Raw genomic sequence first — 21,621 nt, forward strand, 5'->3', positions numbered from 1 at the left:
AATCAATAAATTTGTCATTGTTGACTAATCTAATCAAGTTTATATCCTACAATATGAGCAGGACGTACTATTGGGTTCTTGTCTAGGTTGAAAATGGGCAAATACCTAAAGGAGAGGCGTTTTATGAAAATTTCTAGTAGAGGAGAATATGCATTACGTGCACTTATATGTTTAGGCAGCAATAAAAATCAACTAACATCTATTGGAGAGATATCCGAAAAGACCCTGGTTCCAATTAATTATTTAGAACAACTTCTTTTGCAATTAAAAAGAAACGGATACGTTCAAAGCAAAAGAGGTGTGAATGGAGGATATAAATTAAGTAGAAGCCCCCGTGACATCATCATTGGAGAAGTCATTCGGAACCTGGAGGGACCGCTAGCGCCGATGGGGTGCGTGAGTATTACATCATATGAAAGCTGTCCATTGGAGGAGGGTTGCTTGTTAAAACCTTTATGGGCACTTGTCAGGGATACTGTTGCAGATTTATTGGATCATACAACACTGAAGGATTTGTTGGACGGTAATATCATTAAAAAATGAAATTAACTGCCGGGTGCTAAGCTGCCAACACTGGTGTTTTTTTTGTTATTAATCTAGATGTTCAGGTTCAATAAGAATATAGTATTAAAAAAGGTGATTTTTGTGTTTAGTAGAAAACATTAAACAATCTAAAAAAGTGCGGGAGAGGCAATCATGAATAAGATAATAGATGCTCATATCCATCTTGATCAATATTCCGATGATGAGATCGAAAAGTTTTTCCTGGATGGCAATTCAATTGACAAGGTTATATCCGTGAGTATGAATTTGCAATCCTGCAAACGAAATCTGGAGCTTTCTTTCAGAGATTCGAGAATTTTGCCGGCATTTGGTTATCATCCAGAGCAGGCTTTGCCAACCGGCCGTGAACTTGCCGATTTGCTGGAATGGATGGAAAAACACAGGAATACTATGGTTGCGGTCGGAGAGGTAGGTCTGCCGTTTTATCGGAGAAAGAAAGACAAGCAAGGTGAATTTCCGCTCCAGCAATATATCGAATTGCTGGAAACATTCGTCATCCATGCAAAACGATGGGGAAAGCCGATCATCCTTCATGCTGTTTATGATGATGCCTCGATTGTCTGCGGCCTTCTTGAAAAGCATTCGATCGTTAAAGCACATTTTCATTGGTTCAAAGGAGATGCAAAGACATTACGCAGAATCGCGGAAAACGGCTATTATATTTCCGTCACACCTGATATCGTTTATGAGAAGGAGATCCAGTCGATGGTATCGGACTTTCCACTTGGCCAGTTGATGGTAGAAACGGACGGGCCATGGCCATTCGAAGGACCGTTTCAAGGAATAAAAACTCATCCGAATATGATTCATGCGTCCATAAAAATCATCGCACAAATCAAAAACCTCCCGGAACCAGATGTGTATCGACGGTTATATATTAATACATTAAAGTTTTACTCATTGGCATTCTAAGCAAGTGGTTAAGAGCAACAGTCTCTTAACCACTTTTTAATATCCATTGGAGCGTTCAGCATAACTGAAAGTTGAATGATAAACTTGACTGAGAATTCAGAATAGTTATTGACATGCAATATCTTTGGTGATATTTTCTTTTTTCTGCCAGTAAAAAAGAGGAGGCGAAACGGATGATATCTATTGAAGCTTTAAGCAAATTTTTCAAGGTGCCGAAACGTTCAGTTGGGCTAAGGGAAGCGGCAAAATCCCTTTTTTATCGTGAAAATTGGGAAAACATTTATTAAGTCCTATCCACAATAGGGTCATGGTTTTATACTGAAAGGCCTGTTGTTACGTCGAATATGTACTTAACCCCTGCGGAAATGCCGAATTGGAATATACCACATCTTTTTGTTTTATTTGTTGTATAGGAATCTTTCTTCATAAAAAAAGCATATTGAATCTTGTTCACTCAATGTTTCCAAACTCAACGAGATCCTCCTTGTGACCAATGACCACCAATCTATCTTCCTGATGGAAAATTTGATCAGGGGAAGGGGGCACGATTATATCTTCATCGCTGACAATCGCAATGGCGCTTATATTATATTCAGCACGAAGGTCGACTTCTCGCAAACTTTTTCCGGTCATACTTACTGGGATTTTGACTTCTTCAATGCTGTATTGTTGTGAAAGCTCGATGAAATCTAACACATTCGGGGAGAGAAGCTGATGTGCGACCCGTTCACCCATGTCTCTCTCCGGGTAGACAATCCAATCTGCTCCTACTTTATTTAACACTTGTCCATGGCGTTTGCTCAGTGCCTTTGCGATTACTTGCTTTGCTCCTAACTCTTTTAATAGCAGTACGGTCAAAATACTTGCTTGCATATCATCCCCAATTGCCACGATGACGCAGTCAAAATTTCGAATCCCGACTGATTTTAGGGCTTCCTCTTCGGTAGAGTCCGCGACAACTGCATGAGTGACAGATAATCCAGCATCTTCGACGTGCGCCTCTTTAATATCGATTCCCAACACATCTTGGCCGGCTTCGTAAAGTTTTCTAGCTACGCTCATTCCGAACCGTCCCAATCCAATCACAGCATATCCTTGTTTTGGCATCTGATGTTTACACTCCTTCTAAGTAATTAGCCAATCATGATTTTTCCTTTTGTATAACGGAAGGCATCCGGCTTCCGCCTCATCGCGACCGCATATGCCACCGTCAACGGCCCCAATCTTCCCGCAAACATCGTAAAGATAATTAGTATCCGGCCAATCGGAGATAATTCCGGAGTCAATCCCATTGAAAGCCCTACGGTACCAAAAGCTGAAGTGGCTTCAAATAAATAGACGATAAAATTGCTAGCCTCTTTTTCCGTTATCGTCAGCAACATGGTAATGACCATAACAAGAAATAGCCCACTTACTGTAACAGTTAATGCTCTAAATATCGTATCAATAACAATTCGGCGTCTAAATAACACAACATCTTCTTTCCCTTTAATCTGGGACCACACAGTTTTTAATAAAACTGCCAGGGTAGTTACTTTTATACCCCCGGCGGTTGAGCCGGGACCGGCGCCAATAAACATTAGAAATACGAGCAGGAACAATGTAGATTGTGTTAAGTCGGCAATCGGCAATGTATTGGTACCTGCTGTCCGTGGGGTGACAGCCTGAAACAATGCCCCTAATACTTTTCCCATATAAGATAACGGCTCTATCGTTTTTTCATTTCCAAATTCAAACAAGAATATTAAAATCGTTCCACCTAAAGTAAGAATCAGACTTGTTAGCAATACGACCTTCGTATGCTCTGATAAACGGTGGGTGTCATGGTATTCATAAAGTTCATTCAAAACAATAAAACCAATTCCACCTAATGTGATAAGCGCGCACACGGTTAGGACTACTGTAGGATCATCTACATACGGGGTCAAACTTCTATATTCTCCCATTAAATCAAACCCGGCATTATTGAAATTTGATATTGAATGAAAGATACCAAAATAGATTGCTTTTCCAATCGGCATATCGAAGGCAAAACGAATTGCCAAAATGATCGCACCGGCAATTTCAAAAACGGCAGTGAAAATTAATACTCTTTTTACCAATCTTACAATTCCCTCAATCGACAAGTTGTTCAAAGATTGCTGGAGCAACAGCCTTTCTCTAAGTGAAATTCTTTTTCCCAACAGGAAGAAGAAAAAAGTTGCAAAGGTCATAAATCCTAAGCCACCCACTTGGATAAGCGCTAAGATGACGATTTGTCCGAACTTGGTAAAGGCAGTTCCAGTGTCAACCACAACCAGCCCTGTTACACATGTAGCAGATGTAGCGGTAAATAAAGCATTTAGAAATGTGAGACCACTTCCATCGACCGTGGCTATAGGAAGGGTTAACAAACATGCACCGATCAATATCACGGTGGCGAAGCCCAGTACAAGTATTTTTGGAGGGTCTAAGAAATCTCTTGTCTTTTTCATTTTTTACCTGCCTGACTGTAATGAATTTGGAGGCGAAAGTTCACATTAAATATCGGAAATATATATAAATTGTTGAGATGAGGATGGAAAGGATCATAAAAGGAAATCCAACAATTAAATATTTACCAAAAGCAATCGGATGTCCTTCTTTTGCAGCTAATCCAGCTACAACTAAATTGGCGCTTGAGCCAATTAGTGTGCCGTTGCCCCCCAAACAAGCACCAAGGGCAAGACTCCACCACAATGGTTCCAAATCATTTATACCCATTTCACCCATTTCTTTAATCATTGGAATCATAGTTGCTACAAACGGGATATTGTCAACAAATGCTGACAGGAGAGCACTCATCCATAATATGAGAAGTGTAGTCGTTTTCAATTCCCCGCCAGTCAAGAATAAGGCCTTTCTGGCTAAAGCTGATATTAGCCCCGTCTCAACCAGCCCGCCAACGATAACAAACAAACCAATGAAAAAAAATATCGTCGTCCATTCTACTTTTTCCAGGGCTCGATCCAAATACTTGTCCCCGGTAATCAAAAGTAAAAGGAACGCTCCGGCTAAAGCAATCGTTGCAGTTTGTATTTCAATAAATTGATGGAGGAAAAACCCGCCAATCGTTACAGCAATGATAAACAAGCACTTTATTAATAATTTTTTATCTTTTATTTCAGATTTTTCATCTTTCTCAAGTAAGCGGTTCTTCAATTCCTGTGTGGTCGTTAATCGTTTTCGATAGATTATTGAGAATAAAAACACGGTTACTATTAAAATGATCAAAGAAATCAAAGCCAAGTTTTCAATAAATGACAGGAACGTTAATTCTTCTACTGCACTGCCGATCATGATATTCGGTGGGTCCCCGATCATCGTAGCTGTCCCGCCAATATTTGCGGCTAATATTTCAGAAATGAGGAATGGAATTGGGTTAACTTTTAATAAAGAAGTAATGTTTAAAGTAACTGGTACGACTAATAGAACTGTCGTAACATTGTCTAAAAACGCAGACGAAATAGCGGTTACCAGGCTAAACACGATAAGAATTCTGATGGGATGTCCTTTTACTTTTTTCGCTGACCAGATGGCGATGTATCCAAATAATCCTGTAAGTGACGTAATGTTTACTATAATCATCATTCCGATTAATAGACCCAACGTATTAAAATCAATATGGTGAAGGGCAGATTCCTGATCAAGGATGCCAAAGTAAATCATCAATAAACCGCCAACCAGGGCAATAATAGTTCGATGAATTTTTTCGGAAATAATAAAAGCATAAATGATAAGAAAGATACTTAATGCAATAATTGCATCAAAACTCATAAATAAGCCTCCTGAACAAATGTCAACGATAGTATTTCGCTTAATTCTAATTCCATTCGCTTGCGAACTTAATTGAAAGAATTAGGCCGGATAAAATCGTGGTATGCAGGTAGCTTAAGATTTATTTTTGGTATCAAAAAAAGCAGGGAAAGATCGATTATTTATTAGCAGTATAGTCAAGGAGGCTAAAACAGTGCAAGCTTTTCGGGCACGATGAGAGCACATTTAATCGATATGTTAGATGAATCCCTCAGGGCTATTATCGAAATCTGGGCAGAAAAAAGCTTGCTATGTTTATGCTATTTGGCTGCCATCTCTTTCCAAGGCTACTACTCTTCTGTATTGCTAGAAGCGAAGCAGATAAGTGAAGACGTGATTTATACTGGGAATATTTCTGTCTGGATTAGAAAAAATAATTCACGTGAGTAAATCAATGTATTTAGCTTAGCTAAACCGAAAAACGAATGAGATTGTCTTAACCACAGCAGAAGAATTCCATATGACTGATAGTACTGTCTAATTTTACATAATTGTTCGTTTTTCAATTAAAGATATGCTTTATGCAATGTACGCTTGCAAGAAGGGCTGAAATAATTCCGATGCCTAAACCTATGACTCAATAATAAGAAAGGAAACGTTTGTGAATTTTTTGTGTAGCATGTTCGGATTAGATTATAAATATCGTTAAGGTGTGTATCTTATCATGAATATTCTTGTCACATGCAATGAACATTACATTCATCCTTTGAAGGTGATGCTAAAATCACTATTTGTGAATAACGGAAAAGAAAGTTTTTCTATTTACATTGTGTACTCAAATATATTGGATCAACAGCTGAAAGAATTGAAAGATTATGTAGAATCAGAAGGGCATAAACTCCATCCTACTCCCATTGACCCAAAGTTGTTTGCAGGGCTGCCAACTTTTCGCCACTTTACAATTGAAATGTATTATCGTCTAGCTGCCCACAAAGTATTGCCGAATCATTTGCAGCGAATACTCTACCTTGATCCCGATATTGTTGTCATTAATTCAATATCCGAATTATATTGGACGGAATTTGGGGATTCTTATTTTGTTGCTTCAGAACATAAGCATTTCTCACACATCACCCGTGCATTCAATAAACTTCGGTTAAACACACCCCGTGCACACGGATACTTTAATACCGGTGTTCTTTTGATGAACCTGCACTCACTTAGAAACGAAGTAATCCTGGGCAATGTTTTCCAATATATTAAAAAAAATAAGCGAAAACTCATTTTACCTGATCAGGATGTACTGAATGCACTGTATTGGGATAAAGTGATTCCTGTCGATTGTTATCGCTTTAACTATGAAGCAAGATATTATCAGTTAAGCAAATTAATTATCAATAACAAAAGGGACTTACAATGGATCCAAACCAACACCGTTTTTATCCACTATTGCGGTAAGAATAAGCCATGGAAATACAAGAACAAGGGTAACTTGGGCCGTTTTTATCTTGAATATGAAAATTTACTATTAGAGAGAACTTAACTTGAACTACATCAGGTGAGAATAATGAATTATTTCCCTCATGGTCGGCACACTTCTTCGTTCTGGAACCGGGAAGGAATATATCGGCCAACACAAGATCAGGCTCTAACGTTTGCATTGACGTTAGAGCCTGTTCTTTTTTGTTTATTTTGTTGCAATGCAGGAAAAAGCGGGCGGAGCAATTGCTGAAACAAGCAAGCTAAAGTAACGCTGTAAAATAAAGTTCATTATAAACAAAGCATTTTTTAAACCTGTTTAATACGTTGCATTTGAAATTTTCCTTCGTAAAGTAATTCAGGTAATCTTCTTCCTTTTGAATGTAATCGCCTTTATCATTAGACCTCATAAACCAATTGCTGATCGGGGACTTTTCAAAAAAGCAAGGTTCGATCACGACAACTTTTCCCTCTGGTTTCAATATTCGTTTGAATTCCTTGATGTAGTTTTCGATCGCTTCTGGAGGAATATGGTGGAGGACAGCGATGATTAAAACAAAATCAAAGCTATTGTCGTCCACGGGAAGTTTATGCCCCTCAAACGCTTCAAATCGGTATTTCGCGTAAAATCGTTTGGCAAAGTTTATCCTGTGTGTATCAGGGTCAATCCCAAAATAATGAACAGGTGAAAACAAGGTACAGTTCGCCCCGGTACCCGCTCCAAAATCGAGAACTTTTTTATCCGTAAAATCAAATTGCCGTTGAAGCTTGTTCTGAATATATACTTTTGTTATCCATTTTGGCCGAACAAATGAGTGATAAATTCGCGGTGATAATTGCAATTTGAGACACCTGCTTTGTTAAGATTTAGTCCTTGTATGCTTGGCTATTCTTGAGTGCACTCATTTATTATGTTCCTACATAAATGAGGGAATACAAAGCGGGCATAAGGAAATCAATGGAGGTCGTGGTAAATGGAGAATTTTCCACGAATGAATGGTGTTTATACTTGAATGGCAGTCCTCTGTAATGTTCAAGATTGAATTTTTAATGGGGTTCAGAAAGGATTTTTTCTGTATATGGCTAACTAGTTACATATCACATTTAAAAAGGACGGGGTAACAATGATTCCATTTATTTTTGCATGCATCGCTCCTCACGGCGGTGAGATCATCCCCGAGTTAAAAGGCACTTTGCCGGAACGGATGGGATTAACCTCGAAGGAATATGATCAAGCTCGGAGAAGAAATGAAAAAAGCCAAACTTTATCGAGGCAGCCAAACCCGATGGCATCTGGCAAACATTAATCCTGGCTGGAGCCATTTCAGAGAACGAACGTGTTGTTGAGTTCCGTTCTTATGAAGCACCAACTTATTTTGGGCTCATTTGCGCGGCTTACTACAATAAAAAACAATAAGGAGTTAATTTTGAAAGGTTGATGCCTAAGAGTTGAGATTTCCTAGAGTTAGTATGGAAATATTCATCTTAAAAGCATATGAATTTTTTGGATATAAGTTTTATAATGAAAATAAGTAAAGAATTAATTGAAGGGGATGAGCCTCATGGATTATCAGAAATCGCAGAGAGATCGGAATTTGGATTTACTTAAAGGTATAATCTTTAAAACAATGAGTGATATATCTGTGAATGTATATCTTTTTGGTTCATGGGCCCGTAAAGAAGAAAAGCGAACTTCCGATATAGACATTGCTCTTCAATCAAAAGAAGAGATTCCAGCTGTAAAATGGATAGAACTTCGGGAAAGAATAGAAGAATCAACGTTACCCTATAAAGTTGATTTAGTTGATCTATCAAAAGCAGCTCCTGTTTTTAAAGAAAAAGTGGAGAGAGAGGGAATTTTATGGAGAGATTACTCGAACGGCTCCAGCTCGCAAACAAAGCATTAAAAGCGTTTCATGAAGTAATACAAATCGAAACTCCTTCCAGTATTGAACGTGATGCAGCAATTCAAAGGTTTGAGTTTAGCTTTGAAGCTTGCTGGAAAGCAGGAAAGCAATTTTTATATGATATTGAGGGTCTGGATATTGGATCGCCCAAAGGTGTTATGCGTTCTTTTCATGAAGTGGGCACATTTTCTGAAGAAGAAACAATACTCAGTTTGAAAATGGTAGATGACCGTAATCTGACTGTACACACTTATAATGAAGAACTGTCGATTGAAATCTTTGGAAAACTGCCCAAGTACTACAGTCTTATGCGTAATTGGATTGATCAATTGAATAGTAAGATGAAAACTGGATGATTTTTTATGACTTTGCTTTGCCAAATCCATGTTTTAAAAAAACCGCTTTGTTGGTAATTAAAGCGGTTTTTATTATGCTTAAAAAATAAAATGGGAATCTATAGACCAATTCTCCTTCTTAGCAAGTATGATAGCCAATTTAACAAAAATGTTAACATTATGTTAAAAAGAACTATAAAAGATTATACAGTTTTATCAGGGGGGATATTTTTGGGTATTAAAATGTCACAAGCTGTGTTTACTATTTACGTCCAATAAAGTAAAAATTCCATGCATAATTGCCAGGTAAAGGGAAATATTAGTCTTTGTTAGTAAAAAACCAAAGGAGTGATCCCCATGCCTTACGGCGCGCATGAAACAATGGAAGTACATGAGTGTTTACTCGAAAAATTCAATATGATCCTGCATTTTAACATGTATGCTACACAAACTAGGAATCCGCGATTGCTGGACATGATCGTTCGCCACCAGCAAGAAGAGATCCGCTCTTATAATGAGGTCGTGGCATACACGCACGATTATCGAGGATTTTCTCCGATTCCCCCAAATACGAACATAAGAGGGATCGATCCGCAGCAGATTAAATACGGCTTGAACAATCCACCGCTATATATCCCTCAGTGGGGTGCTGTCGACAGTGATGGAGAGATCGCTACTGCAATGTTGCTTGCCCATAAAAATGCTGCGAGAAATTCTATGTGGGCAGCTCTGGAAAGTGCCGATCCAAACCTTCGCCAGTTATTGATCAACTGTTCTGTAAACTGTGCAAACCAAGCTTATGAAGTTTTCTTATTTATGAATGAGGCTGGTATATATCAGGTACCAGAGATGAGAAACCACACGGCGAAAACATTCCTTCACCGATATCAGCCAGCTGATCAATCTCTTGAGACTCAATACTTCGGACGAACAGGACAAAACGGACAAGGACAAGCACAAGCTGGACAAAACGGACAAAACGGACAAAACGCTCAAAACGGACAGCCAGGACAGCCAATGCCTAACGCGGGTTATTCCGGAGAAGGCGATGGAGCACAGCGATATGCTAATTCAACCGGAGCCGCTGGATCCGACGCGGGAGCCGAATTGAATGCAAGTGCAGCTGACAGCGTTTTGTACGGTGGCAACCAGGAATATACTAACGCTGGACAATCCGCTGCTGCGGGTGACAACTTAAATGGGGCCGGGGCAGCTGTGAATCAGGCAGGGACGGCTATGAACCAAGCAGCATTAGCAAACCAGGCAGGGGCGGCTATGAATCAAGCAGCATTAGCAAATCAGGCAGGGGCGGCTATGAATCAAGCAGCATTAGCAAATCAGGCAGGAGCCGGCATGAATCCTGCGATGATCCAGGCCGCAAATGGGACACTGCCACAATAATTTTGGCTATCAAATACTTAGCAACCATTAGCATTACAACAGGAGCTTGGATTCCAAGCTCCTTTACAAAGTTCAGGATGAAGGTGCAAATGTAAATCCCGAGTTCCGCTCGGTAAATTTGGAATTCCGCTCGTAAATCCGGAGTTCCGCTCGTAAATCCCGAATTCAGCTCGTAAATTTCGAGTTCCGCTCGGTAAATTTCGAATTCTGTTCGTAAATTCGGTATTTTATGTAACTTCCACTGACTTACTCTATTTCAGTTCGCGTGCTCCCAAATGCATATGACCGCCCGATGGATTTGTAGTACACCCTATATTTAGACGGAAAATCTGGAGGATGTTGCTATCTACGCTATTTGTTCACATAGCCGACTTACAAGTTGATGGTGTAAAGTGGCAGTGGACGTATACTAGTCAAAGAAGCCGATGAGATATCTTGGAAAGTTGACGATAAACCAGCCGAAGTTGACGATAAACTAGTCGAAGTTGAAGATATATCTCAAGAGTTGACGATAAACAGTCGGAGTTGATGATATAGCTAAGAAGTTGACGATTACATAGTCGAATTTGATGAAATATCATGCAAAGAAGATAACGATAAATAGCCGGTTGATGGTTATTGAGCTAAATAGCTCGGTGCCATTACCACATTCGGACTTCACTGGAATAATTATGCCGAGACAGCTAGAATTTTCAAAATAAACCATGTAAATTCTGTTAATAAGGCTTAATCATATTCAAATAGGGTAAACAAAAGGGAGTTGCTTGGTAATCGGGAGCCATCCCATTTTTTCAATTCATACTGAATGATATCGGTGCAAATCTATATCTACTACATTGGTATTCTACAATTTTAGCTTTTGATAGAGGGAGTGAAATGATTGAAAAAAGACGCCTTAAGTGAAGACTATCAAACCATTCTCGAAAATGAACAAATATATCGCCAGATTATTGAGTACTCAGTGGAAACAATTATTATCCATGCTGACAATAAAGTTTTGTATATAAACCAATCTGGCGCGAATTTTCTAAGAGCCACTAAAAAAGAATTGATTGGCGCCTGTGTATTGGACATTTTTGAAGAGAACGCTAAACCTGCGATAAAAGAGAGAATACAGACGACAATGACAGAAAATAAGTCCGGCGAACTGATTGAGCAAACGATTTTCAGGATGGACGGTACACCTGTTGAAGTTGAATTGTACTGCCATCCTGTCTTATTCGGGGATAAAAGAGCAGTGCAATCGACTCTTAGAGATATCACAACACGAAAAGAAGAAGAGAGGCAGCATAAAAGAGAAATTAATGAAGTATCCGCCCCGATAGTGCCGGTTTTGGATGGGATTTCTGTTCTGCCCCTCGTTGGTTCTATTGATTCGGATCGGGCCAAACAGTTGCTGGAAGTTCTCCCATCAAAAATTCAAAAACGCCATATTACATATTTAATTATTGATTTTTCTGGTATATATAATTTTGATGAACTTGTAACCGATTATCTGCTGAAAATTAGTGCCGTGATGGGGTTGCTTGGAGTCGAAGCAATTATTACGGGAATAAGGCCGAAACTTGCCCAAACCGCGGTAGAGCTTGGTGTCAATTTGTCTGGAACCAGGAAGATGGCTTCCGTACAACAGGCATTAGAATATCTGGGAGTTGGAAAAATCAAATGAGTATATAACAGAGGTCTGCCGGATCATTATCGGCAGACCTTTGCTGAGGTCCTTTTTGGCTTTTTCGAGCGCTTGCGCTTTCTTATAGACCGACGCAATGGAAGATACAATTACAATCAGGATACATATGCTAAGCATTATAGATGGCAATAATGCTTGTCAGCAAGCCGCAGTTCAAACACGGGAGAACGATGTCAGACAGATTTTCCAATACTGCAACTTGAAAATAAGAAAAATCAAAATAGGTATTTAGTCGTTTTATATTTTTCAAATAGGGTAATAGTAGCTAAGTTACTAACTAGCTAGATATGGGGGACATTCATGATACGATTTAGAAATGTATCGAAAAGATACAATGATGGATTTGAAGCATTGAAAAATATTGATTTGGAATTGGAAGCAGGAAAAATACACGTTTTTATCGGGCCGAGCGGCTGCGGAAAGTCAACAACGATGAAATTGATCAATCGGTTGATTGCACCATCTGAAGGGCAGGTCTATATCAATCATCAAGATGTTTCAAAGATGAATGCAGTCGTTTTACGCCGGAAAATAGGCTATGTCATTCAAAGCATCGGGTTGTTTCCTCATATGACAATCGCAGATAATGTTGCGGCTGTGCCGAGATTATTAAAATGGGACGAAAATAAAACGCAATCTAAGGTAAATGAACTACTTTCGATGGTTAATTTAGCCCCGGATATTTACCGCAACCGGAAACCCCGCGAACTTAGTGGCGGACAGCAACAGCGGGTTGGCGTTATCCGGGCGCTTGCCGCTGAACCGGAGATTATTCTAATGGATGAACCGTTTAGTGCTTTGGATCCGATTAGCAGGGAACAGTTGCAAAATGAGTTACTGAATGTCCAGGAGGACTTGAAAAAGACGATAGTGTTTGTCACTCATGACATGGATGAAGCGATCAAAATTGCTGACAATATCGTTTTGATGAAGGGTGGAGAGGTTATCCAGGTCGGCACACCGGATTTTATTTTGCGACACCCTGCAAATAAATTTGTAAAAGAGTTTATCGGGAAAAGCCGGTTGAAGGAGCAGATGGAGATACCAACCGTAAATGAAGTGATGGTAAATAACCCGGCAACGGCTTATCCAGAGCGCGGACTGGCAGCGGCTTTAAAAATAATGGAACAACGGAGAGTCGATTCGCTCATTATCGTTGACCATCGAAAATGTTGGGCTACGCCCCGATTTTAAATGTTCTTGGTCAGTATCGTGACGAAACGAAAACGTTACAGGACGTAATGCAACCTTTCACATATACTGTTGAACCAAATATCCCCTTTACCGTTGCCCTGGATTATATGGGCCAGCATAATCTTCCCTACGTGCCTGTAGTGACAACAGAACAAAAGCTTGTTGGGATCATCACCCGTGGCAGCATGGTACGCCTAATGGCAGAAGTATTCCCGATCGATGATGAGGTGATGTAAATGGAACTGTTACAAAATTACTTGCGCTTCTTGCAGCAGCGGTTCCCGGATATACTGGCTCGCTCCGGGGAGCATCTGACAATCGTGGCTCTGGCCGTTCTATTTGGCTGTCTTGTTGCGATCACGACAGGAATTTTTCTGACCCGTTTAAAAGAGGGTCGGCTGACTTCGCTGGTGTTCGGCATCATTAATATTTTTCAAACAGTGCCAACGATAGCGCTGCTGGCGATGCTGATTCCACTCTTCGGGATCGGATTAAAGCCGGCCGTTTTTGCTCTATTTCTATATTCGCTTCTCCCTTTGCTCCGCAACACTTATTCCGGTATTAAAGAGGTCGATGAAAGCATGATCGAAGCCGCCCGGGGAATTGGTTTTAGCCAGATGCAGCGATTATGGAAAATCGAACTGCCACTGGCGTTTCCGTTTATCCTTTCCGGCGTTCGGCTCACAACCGTCTACATTATCAGCTGGACCACCTTGGCTGCTTTAATTGGGGCCGGGGGACTAGGTGACTTAATTATTGGCGGGATGGCAAATAACGATAACTTTCTTATATTTACAGGAACGATCAGTGCAATTATTTTAGCACTGATTGTCGATGCAGTACTCGGCTTTGTCAGCAGAAAAGCAGAGCAAGCGCGGGCCTAAAAAAAGAAAAGAGAACAAGGAGACTATATGTTAAAACCGATAAAAGTATGGGCTGCAGTGTTAATGTTATCGCTCGGTTTATTATCATCCTGCAGCTCCCAAGACACGATTCGAATTGGAGCAGCGACATACACCGAAACGAAAATCATGGCAGCCATTTACAAAGAGCTGATTGAAGATCGAACAGATATAAGCGTAGACATTATCCCCGATTTGCTGTCAACTCCGATGATCCTGAATTCGATGAGCCGGGATGATTTGGATATGGCACTGATGTATTCAGGTATTATTTTTAATAACTTTTTCCCTGTTAAGCAAACCACTGATCGAGAATCTGTACTTCAACAGGCACAGGAAGGCTTCAAAAAATACTATGATTTTACATGGTTTGATCCATTGGGCTGGGAAAATACGTATGCATTAACTGTCAGAGAAGATGTAGCAAAAGTAAAGGGTCTCGAAAACGTTTCAGATTTAAAAGAGTTTCAATCAGATATGGAATTTGGCGTAGATTCGTCATGGAAGGAACGAAAACACGATGGTTATCCGGCGTTCATTAAACATTATCGATTTGATTTTCAAAACGCGTATGCGATGGATATTAATCTCGTATATGAAGCAGTTGCCAATCAAAGGGTGGATGTCGTTCTTGCCTACTCCACTGATCCGAGACTGATAGAATTCGATTTAAAAACATTAAAGGATGACAAACGTTTTTTTCCTCCTTATGAGCTTCCATGGTCGCCAGAAATGAGGTTTTAGAAAAGAATCCGGAGTTAGAAAAAATCATGAATGAGCTTGTCGGTGAGATAGATGAAGAAACAATCACCCGGCTTAATTATGAAGTAGATATAAACAACCGCAATGAACGGGAAGTCGCAAGAGAATTTTTAAAAGAAAAAGGCCTCCTAAATAAATAGACGGAGTGGAAAAAATGACGTTTTTACAAGAACTATTTACTTACATGGCAGAAAACTTTGACCTCCTGCTTGTTTACACCGGTCAGCATTTGCTCATGGTGGCCATCGGAGTAGGAGCAGCTCTGATTGTTGGAACCTTCCTAGGTATCCTCTGCAGCCGCTATTCAAAGCTTGCTCCTGTTATTTTATCCATTGCCAACATCATTCAAATTATCCCTAGTTTAGCCATGTTGGCTCTGCTTATGCTGTATTTTGGCCTTGGATTTTATACAGTCGTTGCGGCCCTGTTTCTCTATTCGCTCTTGCCAATCATTCGCCATACGTATGTAGGCCTCCAGCAGGTGAATTCCTCGATCACAGAAGCCGGGCGCGGGATCGGTATGACATATGTTCAGTTATTGACAAAAGTCCAGCTTCCGCTTGCGATGCCGTTTATAATGGCCGGCTTGCGTATAGCCGCTGTCATCGCGGTCGGCGTAGCAACACTTGCCCCGTTCGTGGGGGGAGACGGGTTGGGTCGTGAAATCTTCTCCGGAATCAACTCGCGCAATGACATCCGCATATATGTGGGGGCGATACCAGCTTGTCTCATCGCGATCCTGGCCGACATCAGTTTAGGTAAATTGGAGAGAAGGATGAAAATATAGCCAGGTTTTAATCAGATTTAACCCAAGAAAATTATAGGTTTATCCCTAGAACAAACACCCCTTGTTTCTTTGAGGGGTGTTGTTATGTTGACGATTACAAGAAATTCAACGACTTGGACGGTTTAATTCGGACCATTGCAGATTCATGGTTCAGACTGCCCTTTAGAATCTAAGTTTCGATGTTCACTAAAATAAGGATTTTCAGTGGTAGCAAAATTAACAGACATAAGACTCCGATCCGGGTCGAGACCATTTAAATCTTTTGGTTCATGCTCACCTAGTTCCTCACCAATAGAGGATGCGTCATCTTTTCTTTCTTTTGTCACCAAGATCATCTCCTTTCGTAATTTTAGAGTATTCTTCCCCACATTATTTTCTCTATACTTCTACTGGGCTGATGATATCTGCATAAAAAATGAAGGCTGACGGAAGTATATTTGCTTCGCGGGCTCCACTTTGATTTAGCATATATTTATCTGTCATCAGGACAACCAGACGGCGAATATGTTCAGTAAAAAGGACATTTTGAAAAGAGGTGTATCGATTGACTGACCAACAGCAACAAACGTTTTCACGCTTAAAAGCGTACCGTCCCTTTCATAGCGTATATGACCCTTGCAGACCTATCGGGGTAAAATTTTACTCGACGCCTCCACATATCTATCTGGGATTTCAGCCCGCCAATCTTCAACAATTCTCCGCGCATGAAGCATTAAAAAAGGGAACTTTATGGCCGGTTTTTTGGGATTATTACAATAACCCGTATGAAACAAAAGGGAGGGAGCGAGAGTGAACCAGCTGCCTCGTGAATATTATCAATCGTTAGAACAAATTCAGGCTGTCGATTTTGTGCTTGTGGAATTGAGTCTTTATTTGGATACACATCAGGAAGATCACCAGGCTATGCAGCAATTTAATCAGTACACACTATACAGTAAACAGATGAAGAGGGCGTTTGAGGCGAAGTTTGGCCCCCTCCAGCAGTTTGGAAACAGCTACACGGATGCGAATTGGAGCTGGGGAAAAGGGCCGTGGCCATGGCAAGTATAGGATAACAAGGAGGATACAATGATGTGGATTTACGAAAAAAAACTTCAATATCCGGTAAAGGTCAGTACTTGTAATCCAAAGCTTGCCAGGTACTTAATCGAGCAGTATGGGGGTGCTGACGGAGAATTGGCAGCGGCATTGCGCTATTTAAATCAGCGCTATACGATCCCGGACAAAGTGATTGGCCTCCTCACGGATATTGGCACGGAGGAATTTGCCCATCTTGAGATGATTGCGACAATGGTTTATAAACTGACAAAAGATGCGACACCTGAGCAATTAAGAGACGCTGGCCTTGGGGATCATTATGCCAACCATGATTCTGCTTTATTTTATCATAATGCGGCAGGAGTCCCATTTACAGCTGCATATATTCAGGCAAAAGGTGACCCGATCGCTGACCTTTATGAAGATATTGCCGCGGAAGAAAAGGCGAGAGCTACATACCAGTGGCTTATTGATATGTCGGATGACGAGGACTTAAATGATAGCTTACGATTTTTAAGGGAACGGGAAATTGTCCATTCCCAACGCTTCCGTGAAGCGGTTGAACTCTTAAAAGAAGAACGGGATAGTAAAAAGGTGTTTTAAGCTGTAGCAGCACCCACAAAATCCCCTTTCAAGGGGATTTTGTCTTCTTTAAAATAGTATTGGATCATGATCTCTGCTGAAGTACCCAACTCGATGTTCTAATTCCTCTTTCCATTCATCGACTTTTATAACCCCTAAGTTCGTTTCATACCACTTCTTTGACTTTTCCATATCCGTAACTGGGATAAAAATGCTGCCGACCTTAAACACCAATACCACTCCTTTCACTTTTATCTAAACTTTCATTTCTTTAGACGATAGCTAAAACCCTTTTAATATATACATTTCCATGATGAAAACATATTTTTTTATGAAAATTTTGAAGGAAAGACTTCATCGGAAAAAGAAATATGTAGGAAAGGGGGAATACGATGCTTCCATATCCAGCCTATACATCAAGAGAAGAAAAGATAGAAATGATCAGCAGCATAAAAGCAAGATTATTAAGCAAATACGGGGAAGACATACTGGCTATCGGTGTATATGGCTCGATAGGCCAGGAAAAGGACGGACCATATTCGGATATCGAAATGCATGTCATAACAGAAGATGGAATTGACATAAAAGGTCATGAGTTCATTTACGGCGACTTCAAAATAGAAATCGATACTATTCAAAAAAATGAAATGTTTAAAAAAGCGCAACAGGTTGGTGACTCATGGCCAATTAAAGCGGGTTCCTTTATTCATATCCTTACAGTGTATGACCCGCATCACTTATTTGAAGAAATCAAACAACTTCCCTTTCAGGTTTCGAGCTCAGCCATTAAAGAAACAATGCGGGAATTTATGATCTGGGAACCGTATGAAACAATCGGCAAAATACGAAATAATTATCAATCTAAAAACTTTAATTATCTTCCTCTGGCTGCATTAGATTTAGCGTGGCAAACAGCCAAACTGATCGGACTGGCCAATAGGCAATACTACTCTACCAGAGCGCGAACTTTTGAGGAATCAATGAAGCTGAAGTCGAAGCCTTCCGGATATAACGAGCTTGCGCAGGCAATTATGGCAGGAAGGCTGGATGATAAGCAGCATGTGTACCAGCTTTGTGAAAATTTGTGGACTGGTTTAAATAGTTGGTATGACGAACTTGGAATAAACTATAAAGTCCGTGAACTGCCGTTTTAATATAGCGGTTCATTGTCGTTAACGAGGTCAAGGGTCATTCTTATGAATAAAACAGAGGAGGCCTATTATAGGGAAAGTGATTTCATTTGAAATTAAGCAGGTATTGTATTGGAAAAAGCAAATTGAAAAGTCTCTCACAAGCTGCTTAGGTAGCCTTGTCCTCTTTTTTGAGAAAAAATGATCTGTTTTGTACTCAAAGCTGAAAGTTGAAACTTAATAAGATTAAATTCGTTTTTAACATTTCTGTTCTAAATTCTAAGCAGCTATTGTATCTTTTATGGAATGATAAAATTAAATAAGGGCAGAATCTGAAATGAGGTGACATAATGGGAAAATTAATAGATTTTAAATCTGTAGCAAAACCAATCAATTTAGAAAATAGAAAAGAAAAACTTGAAAAGCGTAGACAAGAGATCATAGCAGAGCACGAATCAATAAGAAAAAGAGCCGATCAATTATTGCGAAAAAAATAAAAGAGGAAGCAATACATAGAGTTTGCTTCCTCGATTTATACACTTTTTTATTTGTCAGATATTGAACTTTGAACAAGCTGGTAGTTATGATTAATGATCTTGCCTACGCGTTTTTGTAATTCCCGGTATTCTTGCTCAGTTTTCTTTTTACGGTCAGCAATAATATCCCGTTGATTTCTAAATTCGACAATACCTGATTTCTCAGTGGTAATCATTGATTAACCGCTCCTTCCGAACTCTGGAAATCCTGAGAACCCTGTAGCGCGGATTGAAAGTAAAGATATCGTCAAGGACTATGTCAGTCGATACTCTGAGTATTCTTTTACCGTTTCTGATGTGGAGTACTATCCTGGGGAAGGTATATTTGTTGTTCATGTCATTTCAAAGCACGGAAAGATTAAAGGGAATGTGGATGTGATTATAGTAAAGTAGTGCACGAGGAATTTTCAACTCCTTTAAAATAATTGATGTGCAATCAATTTTTGTCAGGGCTTAAAAATCAGGGAATAATAAGGAAGAGGAAAGAGCGAAGCTGTTCCCGCTCTTTCGATTACTCCAAAGTAAAGCAAGTTACTTAAGCGCTTTATCAATAAATACAAGTGTTTCGTCAATAATTACGTCTTGATCATAATCAAGAGTAGCGACATGATAGCTGTTTTTTAATTCGATCATTTTTTTAACCGGGGAGGATACCTGGTCGTAAATGATTTGCGAATTGCCGGGCGGAACGACATGATCCTCCTCCGAAACAAATATCAATACCGGACATGTTATTTGCGAGAGCTTATTTTTTACAATTTCCATCAATTTCACGATTTCCCGGACTGATTTAACCGGAGTCTTTTCATACGCAAGCTCTTTGACGTTTGGATTTTTAATATCCGACCCAATTGCATCCAAAAATCGCACATTTGCATGTTGGACGGCTTCCATATCGGGAATTTCAATCGCTGCATTGATCACAATAATCCCTTTTATGTCAGGGTATTTTTCAGCCAAGTATAAAGTAAGTGTGCCGCCCATTGACAAACCAGTGACAAAAATGGTGTCGCAGCGCTCCTTGAGCCACTGATAGCCTTCTTCGATGGATGCGATCCAATCCGCGTAGGTTGTTGTCTCCATTTCTTCATAGTGGGTTCCATGTCCGTTGAGCCTTGGCCCGCAAACTGTGTAGCCAGCTTTCGCGTATGCTTCTCCAAGCGGGCGCATGCTTTGGGTTGACCCAGTGAATCCATGGGAAATTAAGATACCGACCTTGTTTCCTTCAAAATAAAAGGGTTCAGCTCCTTCTAAAACCGGATATTTTTCTGCCATCCAACATCCCTCCTAATCGTTTTAAAACAGTCCTACTATTTCTTTCGATAAAGGAAAAAAATAACCTGCTTAAATTTAGGAAGAAGTATACTCAGCAACACAAATATCTACAATTTGAAACTGGCTGACAAGGTCTTTTATGAAATTAAATTGTATTCTCCCCGTCCCCCCTGTTTCCGGTTCTTGGAATTGGCGGCTGATCTCCTTGTGGAGGGACACTTTCTCCCATATAATTATCGCTTACTTGTTCATGCGTAGTAGCCAGTCCAATTGACACTTCATCATTGCGGTGATAATCTTTTTCCTCGTAAAATTTACCTGCGAGCGCTGAGCTCTGTTCGTTGTCTTTTTTCACGATGTCGTCCTCCTTCGAATGTCTTTAACTTATTTTCTACAGGGAGCTCAGCGATGATTCCAGCCATTAAATGTCAAAGAGGTACGAAGTTATATACACTTTTTACCTATAATCAACGAAGGACTATTAACGAATAATAAAAAAAACATCAGTAAGAAAGGGGTGTGTACTTTGTTAGAAAAAGACCAAATTGCGGCACTAAAAGCAGATCTGGAACAATCGAAGAAAGACATTGAGTGGCAATTTAAAACGAATGATCATTTTAATTTAAAAAGTAACCTGAACCGCGAAACATCGATTGAGCTTTCAGCTTATGATAACCATCCAGGTGATGAAGGAACCGAGCTGTTTGAAAGGGAAAAAGATATCGCGCTGAACGATCATTTGGAATATCAGTTCGGCAATATCAAAAAAGCGATCCAGGCGATAGAGAATGGCACCTACGGACTGTGTGAAGTTTGCGGTAAGGAAATACCGATCGAACGTCTCGAAGCGATTCCACAAACAACCTTTTGCATTGAACACACGCCTGACAGAACGATTTCGGATGACAGGCCTGTGGAGGAAGAAGTCCTTAGACCTCCATTTGGAAAATATGATTTAGATGAACGAGAGGAAAATGTTGTTCTCGATGCGGAGGATACATGGCAGGAAGTAGCGGCTTTTGGAAACTCTTCATCACCGTCTGATTTTTACGATGTTCCTGAAGACCAGGATGCTTTATTCAACGAGCACAACGAAAATATTGGTTATGTTGAAGATTACGAAAACTTTATTGGAAACGATATTGAGGGGAAAAACATTACAGTTTATCCGCATAATAAGCAACATAACGATTATGAACAGCAGCTTGATGAAGAAGGAATCATGACGAAGTTCGGCGATCTCCCTGCATATGAACATGACCCTTATGTCGAAAAGGAAGATGATTATAGCGTATGAGTAAAATGTTTGTAGGAGAATTATTTCCCTTCTCATCCAGATAATGGCGTAGCCGT

The 21,621-nt window shown here is 40.0% G+C and carries 27 protein-coding genes and 1 pseudogene; 19 read left to right on the forward strand and 9 right to left on the reverse strand.

Annotated features, from left to right (window positions below; translation table 11 throughout):
- Window positions 1-123 precede the first annotated feature (123 nt).
- Window positions 124-543 carry an RrF2 family transcriptional regulator gene (locus CVD23_RS00335; protein ID WP_101577420.1) on the forward strand — a complete coding sequence of 140 codons (420 nt, stop codon included), beginning with the start codon at window positions 124-126 and terminating at the stop codon, window positions 541-543.
- 153 nt (window positions 544-696) lie between these two features.
- Window positions 697-1,476, forward strand: coding sequence for a TatD family hydrolase (locus tag CVD23_RS00340; RefSeq protein ID WP_101664645.1), 780 nt, complete (start codon window positions 697-699; stop codon window positions 1,474-1,476).
- 450 nt (window positions 1,477-1,926) lie between these two features.
- Here CVD23_RS00340 and CVD23_RS00350 read toward each other — a convergent pair whose 3' ends face one another.
- From CVD23_RS00350 to CVD23_RS00360, 3 genes are read right to left on the reverse strand one after another with little or no spacing between them, the layout of a single operon-like run.
- Window positions 1,927-2,583: a potassium channel family protein gene (locus CVD23_RS00350; protein WP_101577400.1), complete on the reverse strand. Its 657-nt coding sequence runs from the start codon at window positions 2,581-2,583 to the stop codon at window positions 1,927-1,929.
- 26 nt (window positions 2,584-2,609) lie between these two features.
- Complete coding sequence (locus tag CVD23_RS00355; RefSeq protein ID WP_101577399.1) at window positions 2,610-3,950, reverse strand: TrkH family potassium uptake protein; 1,341 nt, start codon at window positions 3,948-3,950, stop codon at window positions 2,610-2,612.
- Between the two features lie 40 nt (window positions 3,951-3,990).
- Complete coding sequence (locus CVD23_RS00360; RefSeq protein WP_101664647.1) at window positions 3,991-5,271, reverse strand: ArsB/NhaD family transporter; 1,281 nt, start codon at window positions 5,269-5,271, stop codon at window positions 3,991-3,993.
- A 700-nt stretch (window positions 5,272-5,971) separates the two neighbouring features.
- On the opposite strand from CVD23_RS00360, the gene CVD23_RS00370 reads away from it, so the two are divergent.
- Entirely contained in the window at window positions 5,972-6,793 is an 822-nt protein-coding gene (locus CVD23_RS00370) for a glycosyltransferase family 8 protein (protein ID WP_101577468.1), read from the forward strand.
- 199 nt (window positions 6,794-6,992) lie between these two features.
- Here CVD23_RS00370 and CVD23_RS00375 read toward each other — a convergent pair whose 3' ends face one another.
- Window positions 6,993-7,571: a class I SAM-dependent methyltransferase gene (locus tag CVD23_RS00375; RefSeq protein WP_101577396.1), complete on the reverse strand. Its 579-nt coding sequence runs from the start codon at window positions 7,569-7,571 to the stop codon at window positions 6,993-6,995.
- 282 nt (window positions 7,572-7,853) lie between these two features.
- On the opposite strand from CVD23_RS00375, the gene CVD23_RS00380 reads away from it, so the two are divergent.
- The 10 genes and pseudogenes from CVD23_RS00380 (at window position 7,854) to CVD23_RS00420 (ending at window position 15,707) form a co-directional block, all read left to right on the forward strand.
- Complete coding sequence (locus CVD23_RS00380; RefSeq protein WP_101577395.1) at window positions 7,854-8,036, forward strand: hypothetical protein; 183 nt, start codon at window positions 7,854-7,856, stop codon at window positions 8,034-8,036.
- A 255-nt stretch (window positions 8,037-8,291) separates the two neighbouring features.
- The gene (mntA, locus tag CVD23_RS00385) at window positions 8,292-8,636 is read left to right on the forward strand and encodes a type VII toxin-antitoxin system MntA family adenylyltransferase antitoxin (protein ID WP_219619897.1); all 345 of its coding nucleotides are present in this window, start codon (window positions 8,292-8,294) and stop codon (window positions 8,634-8,636) included.
- Window positions 8,591-8,992, forward strand: coding sequence for an HI0074 family nucleotidyltransferase substrate-binding subunit (locus CVD23_RS00390; RefSeq protein WP_101577393.1), 402 nt, complete (start codon window positions 8,591-8,593; stop codon window positions 8,990-8,992). The genes mntA and CVD23_RS00390 overlap by 46 nt, the downstream gene beginning before the upstream one ends.
- 336 nt (window positions 8,993-9,328) lie before the next feature.
- The gene (locus tag CVD23_RS00395) at window positions 9,329-10,372 is read left to right on the forward strand and encodes a spore coat protein (RefSeq protein WP_101577392.1); all 1,044 of its coding nucleotides are present in this window, start codon (window positions 9,329-9,331) and stop codon (window positions 10,370-10,372) included.
- A gap of 880 nt (window positions 10,373-11,252) precedes the next feature.
- Entirely contained in the window at window positions 11,253-12,041 is a 789-nt protein-coding gene (locus CVD23_RS00400) for a PAS domain S-box protein (protein WP_257987799.1), read from the forward strand.
- A gap of 321 nt (window positions 12,042-12,362) precedes the next feature.
- A pseudogene (locus tag CVD23_RS00405) lies at window positions 12,363-13,492 on the forward strand (ABC transporter ATP-binding protein).
- Window positions 13,493-14,140 (forward strand): ABC transporter permease, encoded by a 648-nt coding sequence (locus tag CVD23_RS00410; RefSeq protein ID WP_101577390.1) that lies wholly within the window; start codon window positions 13,493-13,495, stop codon window positions 14,138-14,140.
- A gap of 27 nt (window positions 14,141-14,167) precedes the next feature.
- On the forward strand, window positions 14,168-14,902 hold the full coding sequence (locus CVD23_RS00415) for a glycine betaine ABC transporter substrate-binding protein (protein WP_308314906.1): 735 nt from the start codon (window positions 14,168-14,170) through the stop codon (window positions 14,900-14,902).
- A 26-nt stretch (window positions 14,903-14,928) separates the two neighbouring features.
- A complete protein-coding gene (locus CVD23_RS22655; RefSeq protein ID WP_308314907.1) occupies window positions 14,929-15,060 on the forward strand; it encodes a hypothetical protein in 132 nt (43 codons plus the stop codon).
- Between the two features lie 14 nt (window positions 15,061-15,074).
- Window positions 15,075-15,707: an ABC transporter permease gene (locus CVD23_RS00420; RefSeq protein WP_101577388.1), complete on the forward strand. Its 633-nt coding sequence runs from the start codon at window positions 15,075-15,077 to the stop codon at window positions 15,705-15,707.
- Window positions 15,708-15,850: 143 nt separating this feature from the next.
- Here the strand turns inward: CVD23_RS00420 and CVD23_RS00425 are convergent, their stop codons facing one another.
- On the reverse strand, window positions 15,851-16,033 hold the full coding sequence (locus tag CVD23_RS00425; RefSeq protein ID WP_101664649.1) for a hypothetical protein: 183 nt from the start codon (window positions 16,031-16,033) through the stop codon (window positions 15,851-15,853).
- 218 nt (window positions 16,034-16,251) lie between these two features.
- Here CVD23_RS00425 and CVD23_RS00430 point away from each other — a divergent pair, with 218 nt between their 5' ends.
- Genes CVD23_RS00430 through cotJC form a run of 3 tightly spaced genes read left to right on the forward strand, consistent with a single transcriptional unit; the run spans window position 16,252 to window position 17,348 of the window.
- Entirely contained in the window at window positions 16,252-16,500 is a 249-nt protein-coding gene (locus CVD23_RS00430) for a spore coat associated protein CotJA (protein WP_101664651.1), read from the forward strand.
- A complete protein-coding gene (locus tag CVD23_RS00435) occupies window positions 16,497-16,757 on the forward strand; it encodes a spore coat protein CotJB (RefSeq protein WP_101664653.1) in 261 nt (86 codons plus the stop codon). The genes CVD23_RS00430 and CVD23_RS00435 overlap by 4 nt, the downstream gene beginning before the upstream one ends.
- Window positions 16,758-16,778: 21 nt before the next feature.
- The gene (cotJC, locus tag CVD23_RS00440; RefSeq protein ID WP_101577384.1) at window positions 16,779-17,348 is read left to right on the forward strand and encodes a spore coat protein CotJC; all 570 of its coding nucleotides are present in this window, start codon (window positions 16,779-16,781) and stop codon (window positions 17,346-17,348) included.
- A 48-nt stretch (window positions 17,349-17,396) separates the two neighbouring features.
- Here the strand turns inward: cotJC and CVD23_RS00445 are convergent, their stop codons facing one another.
- Complete coding sequence (locus CVD23_RS00445; RefSeq protein ID WP_245917411.1) at window positions 17,397-17,558, reverse strand: VOC family protein; 162 nt, start codon at window positions 17,556-17,558, stop codon at window positions 17,397-17,399.
- 161 nt (window positions 17,559-17,719) lie between these two features.
- Between CVD23_RS00445 and CVD23_RS00450 the strand changes: the two genes are divergently transcribed.
- Complete coding sequence (locus CVD23_RS00450) at window positions 17,720-18,481, forward strand: kanamycin nucleotidyltransferase C-terminal domain-containing protein (protein WP_101577383.1); 762 nt, start codon at window positions 17,720-17,722, stop codon at window positions 18,479-18,481.
- A 326-nt stretch (window positions 18,482-18,807) separates the two neighbouring features.
- Entirely contained in the window at window positions 18,808-18,954 is a 147-nt protein-coding gene (locus CVD23_RS21730) for a hypothetical protein (RefSeq protein WP_180955450.1), read from the forward strand.
- A gap of 47 nt (window positions 18,955-19,001) precedes the next feature.
- Here CVD23_RS21730 and CVD23_RS21735 read toward each other — a convergent pair whose 3' ends face one another.
- From CVD23_RS21735 to CVD23_RS00460, 3 genes are all read right to left on the reverse strand, one after another.
- Window positions 19,002-19,169 carry a hypothetical protein gene (locus CVD23_RS21735; protein ID WP_180955452.1) on the reverse strand — a complete coding sequence of 56 codons (168 nt, stop codon included), beginning with the start codon at window positions 19,167-19,169 and terminating at the stop codon, window positions 19,002-19,004.
- Window positions 19,170-19,524: 355 nt separating this feature from the next.
- Complete coding sequence (locus CVD23_RS00455; RefSeq protein WP_101577382.1) at window positions 19,525-20,268, reverse strand: alpha/beta hydrolase; 744 nt, start codon at window positions 20,266-20,268, stop codon at window positions 19,525-19,527.
- A 145-nt stretch (window positions 20,269-20,413) separates the two neighbouring features.
- A complete protein-coding gene (locus CVD23_RS00460; protein ID WP_245917409.1) occupies window positions 20,414-20,623 on the reverse strand; it encodes a YozQ family protein in 210 nt (69 codons plus the stop codon).
- A gap of 171 nt (window positions 20,624-20,794) precedes the next feature.
- Here CVD23_RS00460 and CVD23_RS00465 point away from each other — a divergent pair, with 171 nt between their 5' ends.
- Window positions 20,795-21,565, forward strand: a complete 771-nt coding sequence (locus CVD23_RS00465; protein WP_101664655.1) for a TraR/DksA C4-type zinc finger protein — start codon at window positions 20,795-20,797, stop codon at window positions 21,563-21,565.
- Window positions 21,566-21,621 lie beyond the last annotated feature (56 nt).

The sequence above is a fragment of the Bacillus sp. V33-4 genome, from assembly GCF_002860225.1.
In the GTDB taxonomy this organism is placed as follows: Bacteria; Bacillota; Bacilli; order Bacillales; family Cytobacillaceae; genus Bacillus_BJ; species Bacillus_BJ canaveralius.

Excerpts from the sequence above, each read along its gene's own strand:
- CVD23_RS00395 (WP_101577392.1), top strand. The coding sequence starts at position 9,329 with ATGCCTTACGGCGCGCATGAAACAATGGAAGTACATGAGTGTTTACTC.
- CVD23_RS00380 (WP_101577395.1), top strand. The coding sequence starts at position 7,854 with ATGATTCCATTTATTTTTGCATGCATCGCTCCTCACGGCGGTGAGATC.
- CVD23_RS00455 (WP_101577382.1), bottom strand. The coding sequence starts at position 20,268 with ATGGCAGAAAAATATCCGGTTTTAGAAGGAGCTGAACCCTTTTATTTT.
- mntA (WP_219619897.1), top strand. The coding sequence starts at position 8,292 with ATGGATTATCAGAAATCGCAGAGAGATCGGAATTTGGATTTACTTAAA.
- CVD23_RS00410 (WP_101577390.1), top strand. The coding sequence starts at position 13,493 with ATGGAACTGTTACAAAATTACTTGCGCTTCTTGCAGCAGCGGTTCCCG.
- CVD23_RS00340 (WP_101664645.1), top strand. The coding sequence starts at position 697 with ATGAATAAGATAATAGATGCTCATATCCATCTTGATCAATATTCCGAT.
- CVD23_RS00390 (WP_101577393.1), top strand. The coding sequence starts at position 8,591 with ATGGAGAGATTACTCGAACGGCTCCAGCTCGCAAACAAAGCATTAAAA.
- CVD23_RS00415 (WP_308314906.1), top strand. The coding sequence starts at position 14,168 with ATGTTAAAACCGATAAAAGTATGGGCTGCAGTGTTAATGTTATCGCTC.
- CVD23_RS00350 (WP_101577400.1), bottom strand. The coding sequence starts at position 2,583 with ATGCCAAAACAAGGATATGCTGTGATTGGATTGGGACGGTTCGGAATG.
- CVD23_RS00450 (WP_101577383.1), top strand. The coding sequence starts at position 17,720 with ATGCTTCCATATCCAGCCTATACATCAAGAGAAGAAAAGATAGAAATG.
- CVD23_RS21730 (WP_180955450.1), top strand. The coding sequence starts at position 18,808 with ATGGGAAAATTAATAGATTTTAAATCTGTAGCAAAACCAATCAATTTA.
- CVD23_RS00420 (WP_101577388.1), top strand. The coding sequence starts at position 15,075 with ATGACGTTTTTACAAGAACTATTTACTTACATGGCAGAAAACTTTGAC.
- CVD23_RS00355 (WP_101577399.1), bottom strand. The coding sequence starts at position 3,950 with ATGAAAAAGACAAGAGATTTCTTAGACCCTCCAAAAATACTTGTACTG.
- cotJC (WP_101577384.1), top strand. The coding sequence starts at position 16,779 with ATGTGGATTTACGAAAAAAAACTTCAATATCCGGTAAAGGTCAGTACT.
- CVD23_RS00360 (WP_101664647.1), bottom strand. The coding sequence starts at position 5,271 with ATGAGTTTTGATGCAATTATTGCATTAAGTATCTTTCTTATCATTTAT.
- CVD23_RS00335 (WP_101577420.1), top strand. The coding sequence starts at position 124 with ATGAAAATTTCTAGTAGAGGAGAATATGCATTACGTGCACTTATATGT.
- CVD23_RS22655 (WP_308314907.1), top strand. The coding sequence starts at position 14,929 with ATGAATGAGCTTGTCGGTGAGATAGATGAAGAAACAATCACCCGGCTT.
- CVD23_RS21735 (WP_180955452.1), bottom strand. The coding sequence starts at position 19,169 with ATGATTACCACTGAGAAATCAGGTATTGTCGAATTTAGAAATCAACGG.